Origin of the sequence: Moritella sp. 36 (assembly GCF_018219415.1) — a bacterium.
GTDB lineage: Bacteria > Pseudomonadota > Gammaproteobacteria > Enterobacterales > Moritellaceae > Moritella.
This window is the reverse complement of sequence record NZ_CP056120.1, coordinates 2,063,188-2,079,746: the sequence shown is the minus strand read 5'-3', so window position 1 is coordinate 2,079,746 and position 16,559 is coordinate 2,063,188. Positions and strand designations below refer to the sequence as shown.

At 38.8% G+C, this 16,559-nt stretch carries 13 protein-coding genes; all 13 read left to right on the top strand.

The window, feature by feature from the left end; translation table 11 throughout:
• Window positions 1-67: 67 nt before the first annotated feature.
• The 13 genes from pdsR (at window position 68) to HWV03_RS09345 (ending at window position 16,558) form a co-directional block, all read left to right on the top strand.
• A complete protein-coding gene (gene pdsR / locus HWV03_RS09405) occupies window positions 68-772 on the top strand; it encodes a proteobacterial dedicated sortase system response regulator (RefSeq protein WP_211675129.1) in 705 nt (234 codons plus the stop codon).
• The gene (locus HWV03_RS09400) at window positions 769-2,832 is read left to right on the top strand and encodes an ATP-binding protein (protein ID WP_211679458.1); all 2,064 of its coding nucleotides are present in this window, start codon (window positions 769-771) and stop codon (window positions 2,830-2,832) included. The genes pdsR and HWV03_RS09400 overlap by 4 nt, the downstream gene beginning before the upstream one ends.
• Before the next feature lie 24 nt (window positions 2,833-2,856).
• The gene (locus tag HWV03_RS09395; RefSeq protein ID WP_211679457.1) at window positions 2,857-3,522 is read left to right on the top strand and encodes a DUF2982 domain-containing protein; all 666 of its coding nucleotides are present in this window, start codon (window positions 2,857-2,859) and stop codon (window positions 3,520-3,522) included.
• Window positions 3,523-3,648: 126 nt separating this feature from the next.
• On the top strand, window positions 3,649-5,670 hold the full coding sequence (locus tag HWV03_RS09390; RefSeq protein WP_211679456.1) for a hypothetical protein: 2,022 nt from the start codon (window positions 3,649-3,651) through the stop codon (window positions 5,668-5,670).
• 164 nt (window positions 5,671-5,834) lie between these two features.
• Window positions 5,835-6,317, top strand: a complete 483-nt coding sequence (locus HWV03_RS09385) for a hypothetical protein (protein WP_211679455.1) — start codon at window positions 5,835-5,837, stop codon at window positions 6,315-6,317.
• A 1-nt stretch (window position 6,318) separates the two neighbouring features.
• Window positions 6,319-7,155: an FTR1 family iron permease gene (locus tag HWV03_RS09380; protein WP_211679454.1), complete on the top strand. Its 837-nt coding sequence runs from the start codon at window positions 6,319-6,321 to the stop codon at window positions 7,153-7,155.
• 91 nt (window positions 7,156-7,246) lie between these two features.
• Window positions 7,247-8,707 carry an FAD-dependent oxidoreductase gene (locus tag HWV03_RS09375; protein ID WP_211679453.1) on the top strand — a complete coding sequence of 487 codons (1,461 nt, stop codon included), beginning with the start codon at window positions 7,247-7,249 and terminating at the stop codon, window positions 8,705-8,707.
• Window positions 8,697-9,305: a hypothetical protein gene (locus HWV03_RS09370; RefSeq protein ID WP_211675122.1), complete on the top strand. Its 609-nt coding sequence runs from the start codon at window positions 8,697-8,699 to the stop codon at window positions 9,303-9,305. Before HWV03_RS09375 ends, HWV03_RS09370 begins: the two co-directional genes overlap by 11 nt.
• Window positions 9,289-10,749: a hypothetical protein gene (locus HWV03_RS09365; protein WP_211679452.1), complete on the top strand. Its 1,461-nt coding sequence runs from the start codon at window positions 9,289-9,291 to the stop codon at window positions 10,747-10,749. The genes HWV03_RS09370 and HWV03_RS09365 overlap by 17 nt, the downstream gene beginning before the upstream one ends.
• 91 nt (window positions 10,750-10,840) lie before the next feature.
• Entirely contained in the window at window positions 10,841-13,771 is a 2,931-nt protein-coding gene (locus HWV03_RS09360; RefSeq protein ID WP_211679451.1) for a multiheme c-type cytochrome, read from the top strand.
• 250 nt (window positions 13,772-14,021) lie between these two features.
• Window positions 14,022-14,759: an EAL domain-containing protein gene (locus HWV03_RS09355; protein ID WP_211679450.1), complete on the top strand. Its 738-nt coding sequence runs from the start codon at window positions 14,022-14,024 to the stop codon at window positions 14,757-14,759.
• Window positions 14,760-14,972: 213 nt separating this feature from the next.
• The gene (locus tag HWV03_RS09350) at window positions 14,973-15,755 is read left to right on the top strand and encodes a helix-turn-helix transcriptional regulator (protein ID WP_211679449.1); all 783 of its coding nucleotides are present in this window, start codon (window positions 14,973-14,975) and stop codon (window positions 15,753-15,755) included.
• Window positions 15,756-15,931: 176 nt separating this feature from the next.
• Window positions 15,932-16,558 (top strand): EAL and HDOD domain-containing protein, encoded by a 627-nt coding sequence (locus HWV03_RS09345; RefSeq protein WP_211679448.1) that lies wholly within the window; start codon window positions 15,932-15,934, stop codon window positions 16,556-16,558.
• The last annotated feature ends 1 nt before the right edge of the window (window position 16,559 follow it).

The window sequence follows — 16,559 nt, the reverse complement described above, 5'->3', positions numbered from 1 at the left end:
TTATCCTTGATAACATAGTACTATATAGAAGCGTACCTCCCTGTTATCGACTTATGAGTTAGTCCGAATGATAAAACAACAATTACATATTGCCCTCGTTGAAGATGAAATCAATATCGCAGAAAATTATCGTGATGCGTTGCAACGTATTGGCTATCGGGTTTCACTTTTTTATAACCGCCAAGACGCACTCGCTGCTTTTACCCTTGCGTTACCTGATATGGCGATTATCGATGTCGGTTTACAAGATGAATACGAAGGCGGTTTTGACCTCTGCCGTACATTACGACAATTATCAGAGACGCTTCCAATTATTTTTTTAACCGCGCGCAGCAGCGAGTTAGATGAGATCTCAGCATTACGCCTTGGTGCTGATGATTATTTAACAAAAGACGTCAGTATTCATCAAGTATTAGCGCGCGTCTCTGCATTATTTCGTCGTATTCAAGCACTGAAAAAGCCACAATCCGCAGATGAACAAGTACTCAGTAGAGGTTCATTACGCATCAATATTGAACGTATTGAAACTTACTGGCAAGAGCAGCCTGTGATACTCACTTTAACCGAATTTTGGATTGTGCACACACTTGCTAAGCACCCTGGCCAAGTTAAAAACCGAGACCAGCTCATGGATGCTGCACATGTGGTATTAGATAACAATACGATCACAACGCACATCAAACGTATACGTAAGAAATTTAGCCACATCGATAGCGAATTCAACGCCATAAAAACAGCTTATGGTATGGGTTATCGATGGGTCATGGAGTGATAATTCACTTTAGTCTAAAAACTCAACTGCTACTTGTTGCCAGCTTAATGCTATTACTACCATGGGCGGGCTGCCAAAGCGTGAGTGTTTTAGAAACGAGTTTACGTCAAAGTCATAGTCAGTTACTTGATGTAAAAATGACCGCCGCCGCACAGCAAATAGAACGTAAACTTAATCAATCACAATACCCTAACCTTAATACCAACCAAGGCAACTATTACGCCCCGCTCACTGACAGTAAAATGTTATTAGATGGGTTTGATGGAGAAGAAAGTGATTGGGAAAATATAACCACACCTTGGTTTCAACTTAATACCTATAATTATGTAGCTGGGCTATCAACAGAAGCCAAACCATCCACAACAGTTAAATTTAAATTAGCTGCAAATGATAAATTACTCTACATCTTAATTCAGACCTCCGCTCTAACACCGCATTATTTTAACCCTATGCAACCAAAAAAAATCGCAGACCAGCTCAATATTCGCAGTATCAATAATACCGGGCTTATTTCACGTTGGCAGATCAATCCGCAAGGCTCTGGCCGGGTAGAAATGCATAATATGAGTAAAACGATGAAAACAAGTCGAGATGCAGGTACATGGTTATGGCGAGATGGTCATTATAATATTGAAATCGCAATACCGATTAACCTAGCAAGCAATGCGATTGGGTTTGATCTCGTGCTTAATGACCAACAACAAAATCAACACTTTAAATCGAAACCAGCGACAACGTACGAGCGTAGTTTAGTCCGTGAACAGTGGGCATTAAATCAGCAACTCGCTAACTATATACAACCGGGTCTCAGTTTATACCTACTCAATAGTCAATATTGGTTGGTTGGACAACTAAATGCAGAGCAAGTAACAGACGATAGTTTAGAAAATGACGATATCCAAGAAGAACCATCTTGGTTAATGCACACCATCTACAATAAGTTGTTCACTTCAGATTCCTTACCTTATTGGCGAGAACCAACTAGCCTAGGCCGCTGGAGATCACCACAGCAATTAGAACAAACAGCTTGGTATCAAGACTCACCGATTAATAAGCAACTTAATAGTAAAGTGATTATCGTTAATGGCCAACAATTCTATGTTGTTGCAGTACAAGATTCACGACAAAGTTTACTCTCTGCCAGCGACGCGTTAAACCAGTTATTGATATTACTGTTTACTATCATCGCCGTTATTGTGACTGGCTTATTTGCATTTGCCTCGTCTTTGTCTTGGCGTATTGTTCAAATGAAGAAACACTACCGCGCAGCAATCGATAGCGACGGTAAAATAATGGCAGTGCCAGCCGCCAGTCGCCTCCCTGATGAATTGGGCGATTTATCCCGAGTGATGCAACAACTGACTATTAATCAAGGTAAGTACACTGACTATCTGGCCACATTGGCAGATAAGCTTTCTCACGAATTGAAAACACCTGTTGCCGTTATTCGAACATCACTCGAAAATATGGAACTATCAAATTTAGATCCAGAAGCAACGAAATATCTCACTCGCGCAATGCAAGGTACTAATCGCTTAAGCCAGACATTAAATGCCCTAAGTGAAGCGAATAGGTTGGAACAAAGTTTAGAATATGCGCAATGGCAAATCGTCCCATTAGACGATATGTTAGAAGAGTTAACGGAAGCTTATCGACAGGTTTATAACAGTTATCAGTTTCAATTAAAGTATGATAATAACCTTGAGTATGCTATCAATTTGGCACCAGAACTCATCGTACAATTACTTGATAAACTCATCAGCAATGCCGTTGACTTCTCGCCAGTCAATGACGCCATTGTATTTACCCTAACCAAACAAGATAAACAACTAAAATTAACGATTGAAAATCAAGGTCCACATTTTAGTAGCGATAATATCTCGCAGCTATTTGATTCTATGGTATCCATACGCCAACAATCTGAGACACCACATCTAGGTTTGGGTTTACATATTGTCAAGCTAATTAGCGACTTCCATCACGGCAACATAAATGCGAAAAACTTATCGGGTGATAAAGGCGTTATATTTGAGCTATTATTACCTATAGAAAACAAATAATAGCGTTTAGCGAGGAGGAACCTCATGTTAATACGGCCTATCGCAAAACGTAATGGCATAACAGTGACGATTATTGCAGCCCTGTTAATTTTCAGCAGTATTATTTCGTTGTTAACTACATCCGCAGACACAGGCAATTACCTCTATTTTCCTCTGGCAGCAGGGGCGCTTATTATTGGCATATGTTTGTTAATTGTCGGCATCGTGAAAATTAATGACCTATATTACCGTTTCTCACTGACAAAAGAAGGGATTCATTATTTCACCTCACGAGGTGGTTTTACTATCCTTTGGGAAGATATACAACGAATCGATATACCAAAGATAAATGAGGGATTAGAGTTAAAAGAATTACCCTACATAGGTATCCGCCTCAAACACCGAGAGCATCTTATCAATAGCGCGTCCCTACCCACTTTATCTCACATGTTATTAGAGCAAAGAGCCCTTATCATGCTCACAGCACCCAACTCGACCCTCTATGGCAATGCCGATAATATGCTTTATCCAGACGTAAAAGTAACCCATAATTATCGAGGACTACAAGCCATGTTTATTAACCGAATGCAGTACCTCCATAATACGCTTGGTTATGATATTTACTTCCCGAACGATGATCTCGATCGCGCACCCACAGAATTTGTTCAACTATTACGCGAGTTTAAAACAGATTGCTCTAGATCATTATAAATAGTAATTATTATCAATTAGAGTTGCATTTGGTATATTTATATGGATAATACGAACTATTCTCATTAAGACATAGTCTATTTTTAAAATAATGTAGTCTATATATAAAAATAAAAAGGATTTGTTGTGAAAAAATCTGCCCTTTGCTTTGCCATCTCTTCAGCGTTACTTACTGCTTCATTTGCATCACATGCTGCAAATGTAAAAGTACTTGATAAAACTCTTTCTCCTGCTGCAAACTTTCTTGCATATACAGAATTTGAATTATCAGGTGAACCACTTGCTGAAGCTCTCGGTTTAGACCTTGATGTTTTAGATCCGAACCAAGTTGATCAACCAACTGCATTCGATTACGCAGCGGGTATTGAAAGCTACGAGTATTCAGAAGAAGCGATGTACGCGTTAAACTACCAGTCTACTATGGGTCCTCACCTAGTTAATGGTCCCGTTAACCAAGCGCGTGGCGGCTCTCTTGCTGACTTAGGTAAACGCTTCATCTCACTTGCTGACGCAGTAGGCTTCCCAAGTGAAGAGATTCCATTAAACATGTATCCTATTTCGGTACCATACGTTTCAGGTAACCCTGAATTTGTAGGTAAAGTAGATATAACAAAAGTGGGTGGTGAAGAAATTGAAGTGTTATCTGCAACAGGTGTCGCAGCAACCCATAAAACAATTACTCCAGCATACTTCCGTGATTACAAAACACTAGCGTGGGACAGCGCAAGTTTCGATAAAGCCTTAAACCCAGGTGCAATCGGCAGCATTTTCCTTAAAGAAGTCATGTGGTCACAAGATTTCTTAGGCGGCATGCACGTTACAGCAACAGATGAAGAAGTTGAAGCAACATCAAGCACAATGGATCAAGACGGTAAACACAGTCTTGGTGTATCTGCTGCCGATGGTTTCAACGGCATGATATTAACTGAAATGTCAATCGATAAACTACTCATCCTTCAAGAACAGCTTGGCTTTGACGGTAAAAACTTAGGTGTTAAATTCGGTCCTAACTACGATGCATCTAAAAACCCAATCTGGTTTGCACACAAAGTAGCAGTTAAAGAAACACAAAAGAACAACGCAAATAACATCGGTAAATTAACAGTTACAGATGGTTCATCATCACTACGTGATACTTGGATGTTATTATGGCCTGTAAGTGAATTCTATGCATTTACTGACCAACGCACAGCGAATACTGCACAGAATCCAGCATTTAAAGCTGTATTTGATGGCAAGCCATTTGCTGCAGCACCGAAACAAAATATCGATGGTAAAACAAGCAACAATGTAGCTGCTGACGATGCATTTTCTCTTGCAAGTAACATTGCTAACCTATCGTTCCAAAATTTAGAAAATCTACACTTCAATAAGAAAGCTGGTACGTTTGTAACTAAATACGATGGCAAACAAAATGCAAAAGTTGAGACATTTGACGCTGCATACAGCATCGTAGCACTATCTATTTACCAACGTTCACAAGATGCACTACCTGTTGGTTATGCAGCTGCAGACGGCGGTGATGTTGACCTAGAAACACCTCAAGGTAAACAAGCACTAAGTCTAATAAAAGCACAAGCAAATTACATCGTTAATACATTAGTTGCGAAAAACGGTCTAGTATACGATGGCGCAACAGTTGGTAAATCAGTAGATAAAAACCAATCACTTGATGCACAATTTGCTGCAATCCGTGGTTTAGTTGCAGCTTACCTTGCAACACAAGATGACACTTACAAACAAGCTGCACGTTCTATCTTCCTAGCGGTAGAGAAAAACATGTTTGATTCAGAGTTAGGTACTTGGGCACAAACGCCAGGTAAAGCAACAATCCACACACCGTTAACTGCTGCGGCAATATCAGGTGGTTTACGTGAAACTATACTTCACCTTGCAAATGAAGAAGGCGAACATGTTCCAGCACTAGAACTACAACACTTAACAGAGCGTTATACAGCTTGGTTCAAGAAAGTAGTAAATGGTGGCCAACAATTAGCTGAATGGATTGGTGATTCAGGTGAAAATATGTTGGAAAACAGTACAACTACCGATTCAGATAATGACGGTGTACACCAAATCACAGGTGCTGGCGGTAAATACGGTACAGCACAAACAATGGCAGCAAAAGTATCGGTTAGTGCAAACTAGTCTCACCCTTTTGGCAATGAACGCCATCTCGCAACACACTTGTTAATTAACTTGTTTTGACTAATGAAAGTGTTGCGAAATTAAAATAAAAGTTGTAAAAAGGGATGAGAATTAACTCAGCCCTTTTTGCGTTTTCATTACGTCGATATGAATAAGGTTTTATCATGTCAGTTCAAGTAGCAACCCCAATCGGTGATAATATCTGGTCACGTTTACAGTGTCATTTTAAACGTCTCGCTTTTCATCATAAGAAAGCCGAAACGATATTATATTTGATGTTCCTGTCAGGACTTTTACTGTGGCCATTTATTACTATTCCATGGCAAATAGAGCGTACTGTATTACTGATGCATATGCTTGCAGGTATCAGTATCTTCCCTGTTTTTGTTGGTAGTTTCTGGCTCTCTCACCGAAACCTTATTCAAAACAGTAAAAAGAAATTCTTACGTCAAACCGGTACCATTATCGAATATTTGCTCATTGTTTGTACGCTTACCGGTATCTATCTTACTTTTTGGGGTAACACGGGTAATAATTTCAGTATACTCATGCAAGATGTTCATTTTTACAGCTCATGGCTACTTGCCCCGCTTGTTCTTCGCCATGCTTGGCGCTGGACTGTAATCAAATTCTTTAGGAAGTCTTAATATGTTTGCCAGTTTTTTAATCACTTTTCGTGAAGGACTTGAAGCCTTCCTACTCGTTGGCATTATACTTTCTTACTTAGCAAAGCTTGGCCAATCAAAACATAACAAACTTATCTATCTGGGTGTTGCGCTCGGTTTAATTGCCTCATTAATTGTCGCTTTCATTTTCCAGTTCGTTGTCGATCAGTTCGACTCGCATGAATACCGTAATTTATTAATGGCGGGTATTTTAGGCTTCGCGACCTTGGTACTCACCTACATGGCCATTTGGATGCAACGCCAAGCCAAAACCCAAGTCTCTAACATGCAAGAGAACATTCGCGAGATCTTAACCACAGGTAATGTCTTTGGTTTAATCTTTTTGGCTTTCCTTGCAGTAATGCGCGAAGGCTTTGAAACCGTGCTATTTTTCTCGGCGTTAATGTATTCAGGTCAAGGTAATTTCTCACTACAAGATGGGTTGATCGGTGCTGGCGCAGGTTTAATCGCATCGCTGGTATTGGTTGTCGTACTGATGCGTGGTAGCCGCAAAGTGCCACTACAAGCATTCTTTAAATGGACAAGCTTGTTGATTATCATTATTGCCGCAGGTCTATTGTCTTCGGCAAGTAACATGTTACAAAGCGCAGATGTATTACCGGTCTTCCAGACTGCCGTGTTTGATATTAGCCATATCCTTGATGACCAAGGCGTATTTGGTACTTTCTTGCGTGCTTTATTTGGCTATAATTCATCACCGAATTTATTACCGCTTGTTATTTGGTTCGCTTATTTAGCGATATTCACTGTGTTTTGGCATCGTGGATACCAAGCGCCAGCTAAAACAGCCACAACTTAGTTTTAAACAATAAAATGAGTGGCGAACATAAATACAATCTCTTTATGTTCGCCATGTAAGAATAAAAAGCATATTAATCATTGAGTAAATAATGTCGAAAGAAATTGTAATTTTAGGTGCTGGTCCAGCCGGACTAATGGCCGCATGGGAATTTAATCAAGCTGGTTACCAAGTAACTATCTTAGAACGTGAAGAGTTTGTTGGCGGCATGTGCGCAACGCAAACCTTCCAAGGTGAAAAAGGTGAATACCGCTTTGACTATGGTGGCCATCGCTTTATTACTAAAAACCCGAAACTATTACAGTTTATCGATGACTTAATGAGTGACGATTTGCTGTATGCAGAGCGTACCAGTGTGATCCGTTTTAAAGGACGTACCTACAACTACCCGCTTGCAATTGGCAACTTATTACGTAATGCACCGTTAAGTTTATTAGCTGGTGCGGCTGTAGACTTGGTATTCAAATTACCCTTCCAAAAACGCCCAAGTGAACAAAGTACCAGTAACTTTGCAGAATGGATTGAAACGCGCTTCGGTACCACCTTATACAAAAACTTTTTTGAAGGTTACACCGGTAAACTATGGGGTATCGACCCACGTCAATTATCAGCCGACTGGGCATCGCAACGCATTAGTTTGTTAGATTTAAAAGATGTTGCTCGACGTTTAATTCCAACGCGTGGCGCCACACCACGTACTTACGCAAAAAAATACCGTTATCCTAAACTCGGCTTTGGCCAAATGTACACCAAACTTGCAGAAAGACTGCAAGAACAAGGTGTAACGATTGTTCGAGGCGCTAACATCACCGCATTAGAACAAGGCCGAAATGCGCTTAAAAATAATCGTAGAATTGATGCCGTCACTTATGAACTTAACGGTGAGACATACTCAATTAACTGTGATCACGTTGTCGGCACTATTCCTTTACCTGTGGTTTGTACTTTAACAGGGTTTGATTCTGGCCTAACTTATCGTTCATTGCGCTTCTTCAACATGCCTATGGCAACAGAAAACGTGTCACAAAATACTTGGCAGTACCTGTCTGATCCAGAGTTAATCGGTACGCGTTTGCAAGAACCACGTCGTCGTTCGCCATTCATGGCACCCAAAGGACAAACATCGGTGATGATCGAGATCCCGTGTAATAAAGATGACGATGTTTGGCACATGGACAACGACAAACTATTAAAACGCGTAAAACAAGATCTTAATCACCTAGGAGTGCCAGATGTAAGTACCGGTGAGTTTTTTACCACTTACACCGAATACGCTTATCCAATGATGGACGTGAGTTATAACGCCAAACGCGAAGCCGCAATTACGCACCTTCACCAATTTGATAATTTAGTGATGACTGGACGCCAAGGTACTTTCCGTTACATCTTCACCGATACAGCAATGGAAATGGGCTTAATGGCGGCAGAAGGTATTATTAAGGGTGAAGATAATCGTCGCCAGATCTTTGATCACCGTAACGAAAAAACAGTGATTGAAGTACAAAGCATTATGGATGATAAAAAAACGCCAGAGGAAAAAAATGTCGCTTAAAACAATCAATAGAATTACGGTAAAATCATTTATCTTAAGCTTATTCGTATTATTATTTAGTGCGCAAAGCTTTGCTTATTCTTATGCTGCCGCAGGTAAAGAGCCATTAATAGAGGGTCGAGAAGCCTTGTTAAAAGCGTTATCGGCAAATGATTATACTGCAGTACAAACTGCCTATGATTCGATGCAGAAAGAATTCGTTTATTTCAACGAACACCATGGGCTCGCTGTCGATCAACAAATGCAAACAGCAATCACCAATAAAGATCAACAAGGTGTAACCACAGCATTAATCACCACGATAAAAGCAGAAGTTATGCGTCGTCTCAACGGTGCAGAGCAAAACATTAATGACTACCAAGTGGCTAAAGTCTTAGTGGTGAAAAGTAAATTATTTATTGATTTACTTGCTGCCGATTTAACCGCTGATAATCGTCAACAGGCCGATATTGCCATTCGCGGTGCCCTTGCGTCGATTGGTAATCCAGGTGTATTTGGTGTAGGTCAAAAGCCTGCAGATGTAACGCGCTACATTAAATACCGCACTAATTTACAAGCTGCATTACAATTTACATTGCCTGATGCTCCAACAAAGTAATAAACCTTGGCACCCTGGTTTAATCGTTAGTATTAGCTTAATAGCCTGCATTGCAGGCTATTTTGGCCTACTCAATTATTATAGCTTTGATATTAGCAGTGATGATGCGCTTTATTTTCAGCGTGCGCTGAGCCACTTTTCAGTATTAGAATTTAGCCCTCACTTTCCCGGTTACCCTGGTTTTGTTTGGCTAGAACGACTTATCAGTGCGATAAGTTCACATCCCAACAGTAATGTCTTACTCAGTTTCCTTTCTGCAATAGCGTTAACCTGCATTGTTTTTGTGTATTGCTATCAACGTATGCGAATAAAATCATTTGCATTATTCGCAGTTGTACTTTTTTTACTGCAAGGTAACATTGCAGAATTAGCCTTAAACGGTTTATCAGACGCTTCCGCTCTGTGGTTCTTTAGCTTATATTTATTATTAACCCGTTTTCATTTACCGCTCGGCTCAAACCTTTTATTAAAGACTAAATTACACCGTGTATTACAGCCTCTTTTACAAAGTCAAACATTCAGCGCGATTATCAGCGGATTATTACTGGCTGCATGCCTAGCAACCCGGCCTTCTTATTTACCCTTAGTCGCCAGCGCGCTCCTGCTCGCTCTCTGTTACAACAGCCAGCGATACTCAAACTACAAACGACTCGGTTGGCAGATATTAAGCATTACCCTGGTAGGCATCATTTGTGCGCTCTACGTATTCATGCAAGACGGTTGGGCGTATATAGAGGAAGGACAGCGATTCACCCAAGGTCACTTCACTATTTGGGGTAATACTACAAGTACAACAGATTCGCGACTGAGCCAGTGGCTGACGACATTAACAAATACCTACTCCACTCTCGGGGTAATATTATTAACTTCGATGCTTACCATTGGTTTATATCTACCAAAAACCCGTGGATTAAGTATTCTCGTGTGCTGTTGGTTTGCCTGGATCATCCGAGGCCAGAATCCAGAGAATATCCGTCACTTAGCTGTTTTTAGTTTATTACTACCGATTATCTGCGCGCAACTCTTGGAACACGTTTACCAAACGCAGCGTATTCGACCCGCTCTATATATATTAAGTATTACCTTACTCGTGACACTGGGTTATCACAGTATCAAACAATTCACCCAACAACAAAATGCCCCAGTATTACAAGCGACTCAGTTCTTTAACACAATAGAGAATCAGCAAATTATCATCAGTAATTATAATATTGATAATTTACGGTCTAACCTGCCACAACATGTTATCTTAGACCGTCATTATCAAAGTAGTAGCAATTACCAAGCCCAACAACAAGGCTACTGGCGACTAAGCAGTAATAAACTAAGCATTGATAAACGCGTTAACGACAATTTAGTGGCATTATTTAAAGGCCGCTTTCTTGGCGAACGAAATTTATACCTATATTACTTTGATCTAAATCATTTAAACACGCGATCATAGCTACAAATATTGCACTATGATCTCAACGCGATATAATGATAACCATTCTTAATCGTAATACCACTTTTCCCCACCAAGATGCCGTAGATCTATGAATATAAATATTTTTCCTAAATTAATGTTCGCCTTGCTACTCTTAGCAAGCCACTCGCTTTATGCTAGCACTACTTATTCAAATACAAAAAGTAACAGCTTATTACTATCTATAGATGGGACGCAGTTTATTAGTGCAAACATGGATGCAGGTAGCGTCAGTCTTATTAACGCAAAAACCGGTAAGCTAATAGCTGAACAAGCCCTCGGTAAAGACCTACGTCGACTTGCATTAGACCCTACTAACAATCAATTATTAGTCAGTGACTATCTTGCAGATCAACTGTACCTCATTGATGCTAAAAGCCTTAAACTCATTAAAACAATCAAAACAGGCTATCGCCCGTTTGGTATTGTTTATGATAAATATAACAAACAATACTACGTCACATTGTTTGAAGCGAAACAGCTAATAACCGTTTCAAGCGACGGTAAAATAACCGCGACAACACAAACGGCGGATACACCGCGTGGTCTTGCGTTAGCTAGCGATGGGCGTTTATTTGTTACTCACAGCATGACCGGCCAAGTGTCCATCTATAATACGCGCACACCAAACCTCGAATTAAACAAAATAATTCAACTTGCCGATACCCCAGAACATAGCTCTCGTGCAACACCACAAGGTAAACCGCGTGTATTAGATAACATTGCGATCTCTCCAGATGGCACACAAGCTTGGTTACCCCATGTACTGTGGTCATTTACACAAGACTTTCATTTTCAATCGACCGTCTTCCCAACGATTTCGTTACTTGATCTAACACCAGGTAAAGAAAAAGAACTAGTCGATAAACGTAAACAATTATTCAAACAAATAAACATCATTGAAAACAACAATACCACGCGTATTGTGTCTAACCCACATGACGTGGCGTTCCGTGAAGACGGCAAAAAAGTATTTATTACTCTATCTGGTTCAGAAGACCTGCTCGTGTTTGATTTATCTCGCCAAGGTAAAATAGGTAAAAAACCTAAACGCCATCGCCGTACCAAATTACAAGGCGGTGTGAAAGCGACACAAATTTACCGCCATATTCCCGGTACTAATCCGCGTAGCCTGATTGAAAAAGACGGTACACTCTATGTTCAAAACGCCATGTCTCACGACTTAGTGAGTTTTGATGTGAGTGGTAAAGGTCCATTTGCCAAAGTAAAATTAACGAACGCTCAATTTGCCAAATTAATTAATAAAGATCCCATCGCACCAGAATTACGTTTAGGTAAAACACTCTTTAATCTTGCCAACAGTGATAAATTTGAAAACAGCGCCATGGCAGGTGATTATTGGATGAGCTGTAACTCTTGTCATGTTGACGGATTTAACTTCACTAACAAATACTTATTAGCCGACGGCACCAAAGACGTTAAAGAAAATGCCATGACGGGACATGTAGGTTTAGCAACCATGATCGCTGGCGACCCTATCGAAGCCTATATCGATATGATTCAAAAAACCCAAGGTGGTATGGGGACCGACCCGAAAAAACCAGAACTACCTAAAGTTGATCCTAAATCACCGTCTGCAGAGATCGTACGCTTAATGTCAGCATTAAACATGTACGTGACAACAAAAGAAAACTTACCTTATCTATCAACCTGGTTACGTTTTGATGACGAACGTAAGTTCACTCACAAATCCGAATGGTTAAATTCAGCAAGCTGTGAATCATGCCATAGCACCCTCTACAAACAGTGGGCAGACTCTAACCATGGGATGCACATGGATAGCCCTTATTACCGCTTCCAAGAAAACTTAGCCGCAGAATCAGAAGGTGAACCATTTAGAAACTTATGCCGTGGCTGTCATGCACCGCAAACCTTACTTAACAACAATAAAGCACCCTTGACTCATCTTAACAACATGTATGAAAAAGAAGGACAGAGTCTACGTGATGCACTAAAGGAAGGTCTACCTGTTGATGAAACTGGCACCAGTTGTGTTTTCTGTCATCGAATAACTAAAGCGGAAGACGCTGGCGGTAATACCGACCTTACAGTTAACTTAAAAGATCGTGCTGAATACCTGTTTGAATTCTCAAGCAATCCAGTGCTAAAATTCGCTGCTGAAGCACAGATAAATGCATCACCACAGCAGCACAAAGACAGCTATTCGAACCCAGAACTGTACAAGAGCTCACTATATTGTGCAACCTGTCATAATGAATTCACCCCCGGCCAAGGTGCTAATGTGAATAACAATTATGGCGAATGGCAAGCGTCTAAATTTAACGCACCGGATAATCCAGAACAGAACAAAACCTGCATTGATTGCCACATGCGTATGGATATGACTGATTTTGATAAAAAGGTACCAGGACAAGCCACGGATAATGGGCCAATTAAACCAAACTTGATTGCGCATAACTTTATTGGTGGTAACTATTACTTCTCTGATATGCGCTCTAAAGAGCATGGAAAACTCAGTCGTGATATCTTGCGTAACGCCCTACTACTCGACGTTGAAACCAGCGAAGATGGCGGTACTATTGATGTAAAAATCACAAACCATAATACGGGTCACAAAATGCCTGGAGGCGCACGTCGTCAAGTATGGATCGATCTTGTTGTAACGGATAGCAAAGGCGTAAAACAATTGGTTAGTGGTCATCTTAATGATGGTTACCTGCCAAAAGACAGCCGCATATTCGTTAAAGAAGAGGGTTATATGCATGGCGAGTCTGTTGGTCTTAAACCTTGGCGGGTAGAAAAAATCTTAACTGATACGCGTATATCCCCAGATGAAACACGCGTGGAATCATTTAAATTACCAGAAGGAATGAGCTACCCAATCACAGTCGTCGCGAAAATCAACTATCGTGCATTTTCCAAGACACTAACGAGCAAGGTACGAGCAGCCTTCCCTAAACAAAACATTCCTTTTGCAGATGTTATTGAGATAAATAAAGTAACCAAGGTTTTCCCGTAACAAATAACATCTAACCACACGATTAGAATTGAGGCTGTAATCCTATTTTACAGCCTCAAATCAAAGCAGTAGTTTTACTGTATGATTCAATCACTATCTAACCTATGATTCTCCTCATCATCTAGGTCTATTTATAATATCCTTAATTTAGATGACCTTACTCGTGAAAAGTACTAACTAATTATTATTTTTATAACTTTATCTTCACGGTCCCGTAGAAAAATGAAAACAAATTTCATCAAGGTTTCTTATGTTTTATACAAAAATAAAAAATAAAAATTCATTTATATTGAAAAATACCACCAATAACTCCTCCGCTGAGTTCTATCTTGTAGCGCAACCCATTGTTCAACCTAAAAGTAGAAATGTGGTTGCAATTGAAGTATTGACCAATTTGATTAGCAGCTCGAATGGGACGATTCACGCTGAAGATTTTTTTAGTGACATTTCAAATGAATTTATAAAGTCATTAATCATGATTCAAATTGAAGAATTAAATAATATAAAGATTGCAATAAATAGTAAAAACATAGTTGCATCAATTAACATTCCATTTGATTTACTTTCTGATATCGAATTAATAAAATCAATCATTAATAAAAGTCAAGTTAAAATTGCGCTCGAGGTAACAAACTTCAAAAATTCAACCGTGATGACAGACAATATAAAAAAATCTGTCTCAATCATAAAAGAACATGGCTTTGAGCTGTGGTTGGATGATTTCACATCTGAAGATATACCAAGTAATGCGCTGTATTTATTAAAATGGGATCGAGTTAAAATAGATAAAACTTTCATCTATAGGCATATAAACAACCATTCTTTAATTTCAGATTTACTGAACTACATTTCTAATTTTTCATTTAATAGTATCGTATTCGAAGGTATTGAATCAGATTATCAGAATGATCAAATATCAAAATTTAACTGTCTCTGCCAAGGTTACCTTTATAGTCGTCCGTTAAGACTATCCCACATGGTACTGTAATTCTCTTATTAGGCTGCAACACCTAAAAATTGTAAATAATTATTTATACGCAATTATTGTTTGAAAACAGACTGTTAAGTTAATGCTAAGTTTTATGTAATTAAACACATCTATCATGTATAAATATGTATTTGCAGTATTTTTACTCTAGTACTCACCATTTATTTCAATAAAATACTTTAAACATTACTTATGTTTAGAATGAGATTTAATATGTCACACACTCAACACTCTAGCTTTGAAAAGTTAATGATTGATCAGTCAAACGCTTTAATGTCTAGTGACCCTAGAAAATTTATATCAACTTGGCGTAATACCTCTTTAAACGTTATGAATTGGTTTAATATTGATAGAATATGTCTACATCCGAATACAAAAGTATTAGTTACTAATTGTAAGGTAGAATCTGTCCAGCGGGATGGCATACCGCCTTTAAGCTTGGGTAATTTGATTGAAAGTGATTATTCCGACTATTTTAAATTATTTAGAGAAAAAAAAGATTGGGTAATTTTTAATGCCCAGGAGCTTAAAAAGCATAAAAACAATGTCTTAAGTAAGCTATATCAACAAGGAGGTCGTTGGCATTGCATCATTCTTTTACAAAGTTTCGGACAAAACTGGGGGCTTCTAACCGTGACTTGCTTTGAAAATAATAATAAAAAATTCAGCGCAATCGATCTACAACGTTTAAAATTATTATGTGAACTTTGGTTATGCTATTGGCAAAATTCAACATTAATACGAACTTTACATCAAGGTGAAGCCGTATCAATAAATGAAAGTGAGAAAATTTTTAGACTGACTAAAAAGCAACGTACTGTGCTTACATTACTGGCTCAAGGTAACACAGCAAAACAATGTGCAGATAAACTTAATTTGAGCTCTCGTACAATTGAATCTCATAAATACCGTATGCTCGATATACTGAACTTAGATAAGCACTCAAAATTAATCCAGTTTGCATTACGTAATGGATTAGGAATTTCAGAAGATTAAGTTATGCTGATGCGGTAAACTACTACTAGCGGATATAATTACCGCTATTACTCAAGCATAGTACCAACCAAGCGCTAACCCATAATGTTGAACTTTTACCTATATTTGCTAATTAATTCGCCTTTTTGATTATTATGCATAAGCTTATAGATATATTTGTAAATAAAGTAACCTCTATGCACGCATATATCGCTAAGCAACCGATCCTAAATAGCGCTCGTCACGTAGTGGCTTATGAACTTTTATATCGCGATAGTTTAGAAAATACATTTCCACTTATTAATGCAGAAGTTGCAACAGAGCGGTTGGTTTATGATCATTTGTTAAGTTCCAACATCGATAAATTAGTTGATAACAAGCCTTACTTTATTAATTTCACTGAAAAAAGCATTCTCAATGGTTTACCCAAAAAGCTCATAGATAAACCGATTGTAATTGAAGTACTTGAAGATGTACCACCTACACAGTCTGTATTATGGGCGTTAAAGAAATTAAAAAATGATGGATTTACGATTGCATTGGATGATTTTATTTATTCTGAAGACTGGCTACCATTTTTTGGTGTTGTCGATATTATTAAGTTTGATATTACCCTCACCTCATTTAACGAGATAAAAGAGTTAACACCATTATTAGAGAAATATGGAATCAGTATACTAATCGAAAAAATAGAGACTGAGGAGCAATTTAAACAAGCTAAAAAACTCCAAAGTACATATTTTCAAGGCTATCTGTTTGCAGAACCTGAAATTGTGCTAAACGATATTAATAAACCTAATTTAGAAATAATTAACGTTAATTAAA

Bases quoted from the DNA above. Each gene is read 5' to 3' on its own strand.
- pdsR (WP_211675129.1), top strand. From the start codon at position 68: ATGATAAAACAACAATTACATATTGCCCTCGTTGAAGATGAAATCAAT.
- HWV03_RS09395 (WP_211679457.1), top strand. From the start codon at position 2,857: ATGTTAATACGGCCTATCGCAAAACGTAATGGCATAACAGTGACGATT.
- HWV03_RS09385 (WP_211679455.1), top strand. From the start codon at position 5,835: ATGTCAGTTCAAGTAGCAACCCCAATCGGTGATAATATCTGGTCACGT.
- HWV03_RS09380 (WP_211679454.1), top strand. From the start codon at position 6,319: ATGTTTGCCAGTTTTTTAATCACTTTTCGTGAAGGACTTGAAGCCTTC.
- HWV03_RS09375 (WP_211679453.1), top strand. From the start codon at position 7,247: ATGTCGAAAGAAATTGTAATTTTAGGTGCTGGTCCAGCCGGACTAATG.
- HWV03_RS09370 (WP_211675122.1), top strand. From the start codon at position 8,697: ATGTCGCTTAAAACAATCAATAGAATTACGGTAAAATCATTTATCTTA.
- HWV03_RS09365 (WP_211679452.1), top strand. From the start codon at position 9,289: ATGCTCCAACAAAGTAATAAACCTTGGCACCCTGGTTTAATCGTTAGT.
- HWV03_RS09360 (WP_211679451.1), top strand. From the start codon at position 10,841: ATGAATATAAATATTTTTCCTAAATTAATGTTCGCCTTGCTACTCTTA.
- HWV03_RS09355 (WP_211679450.1), top strand. From the start codon at position 14,022: ATGTTTTATACAAAAATAAAAAATAAAAATTCATTTATATTGAAAAAT.
- HWV03_RS09350 (WP_211679449.1), top strand. From the start codon at position 14,973: ATGTCACACACTCAACACTCTAGCTTTGAAAAGTTAATGATTGATCAG.
- HWV03_RS09345 (WP_211679448.1), top strand. From the start codon at position 15,932: ATGCACGCATATATCGCTAAGCAACCGATCCTAAATAGCGCTCGTCAC.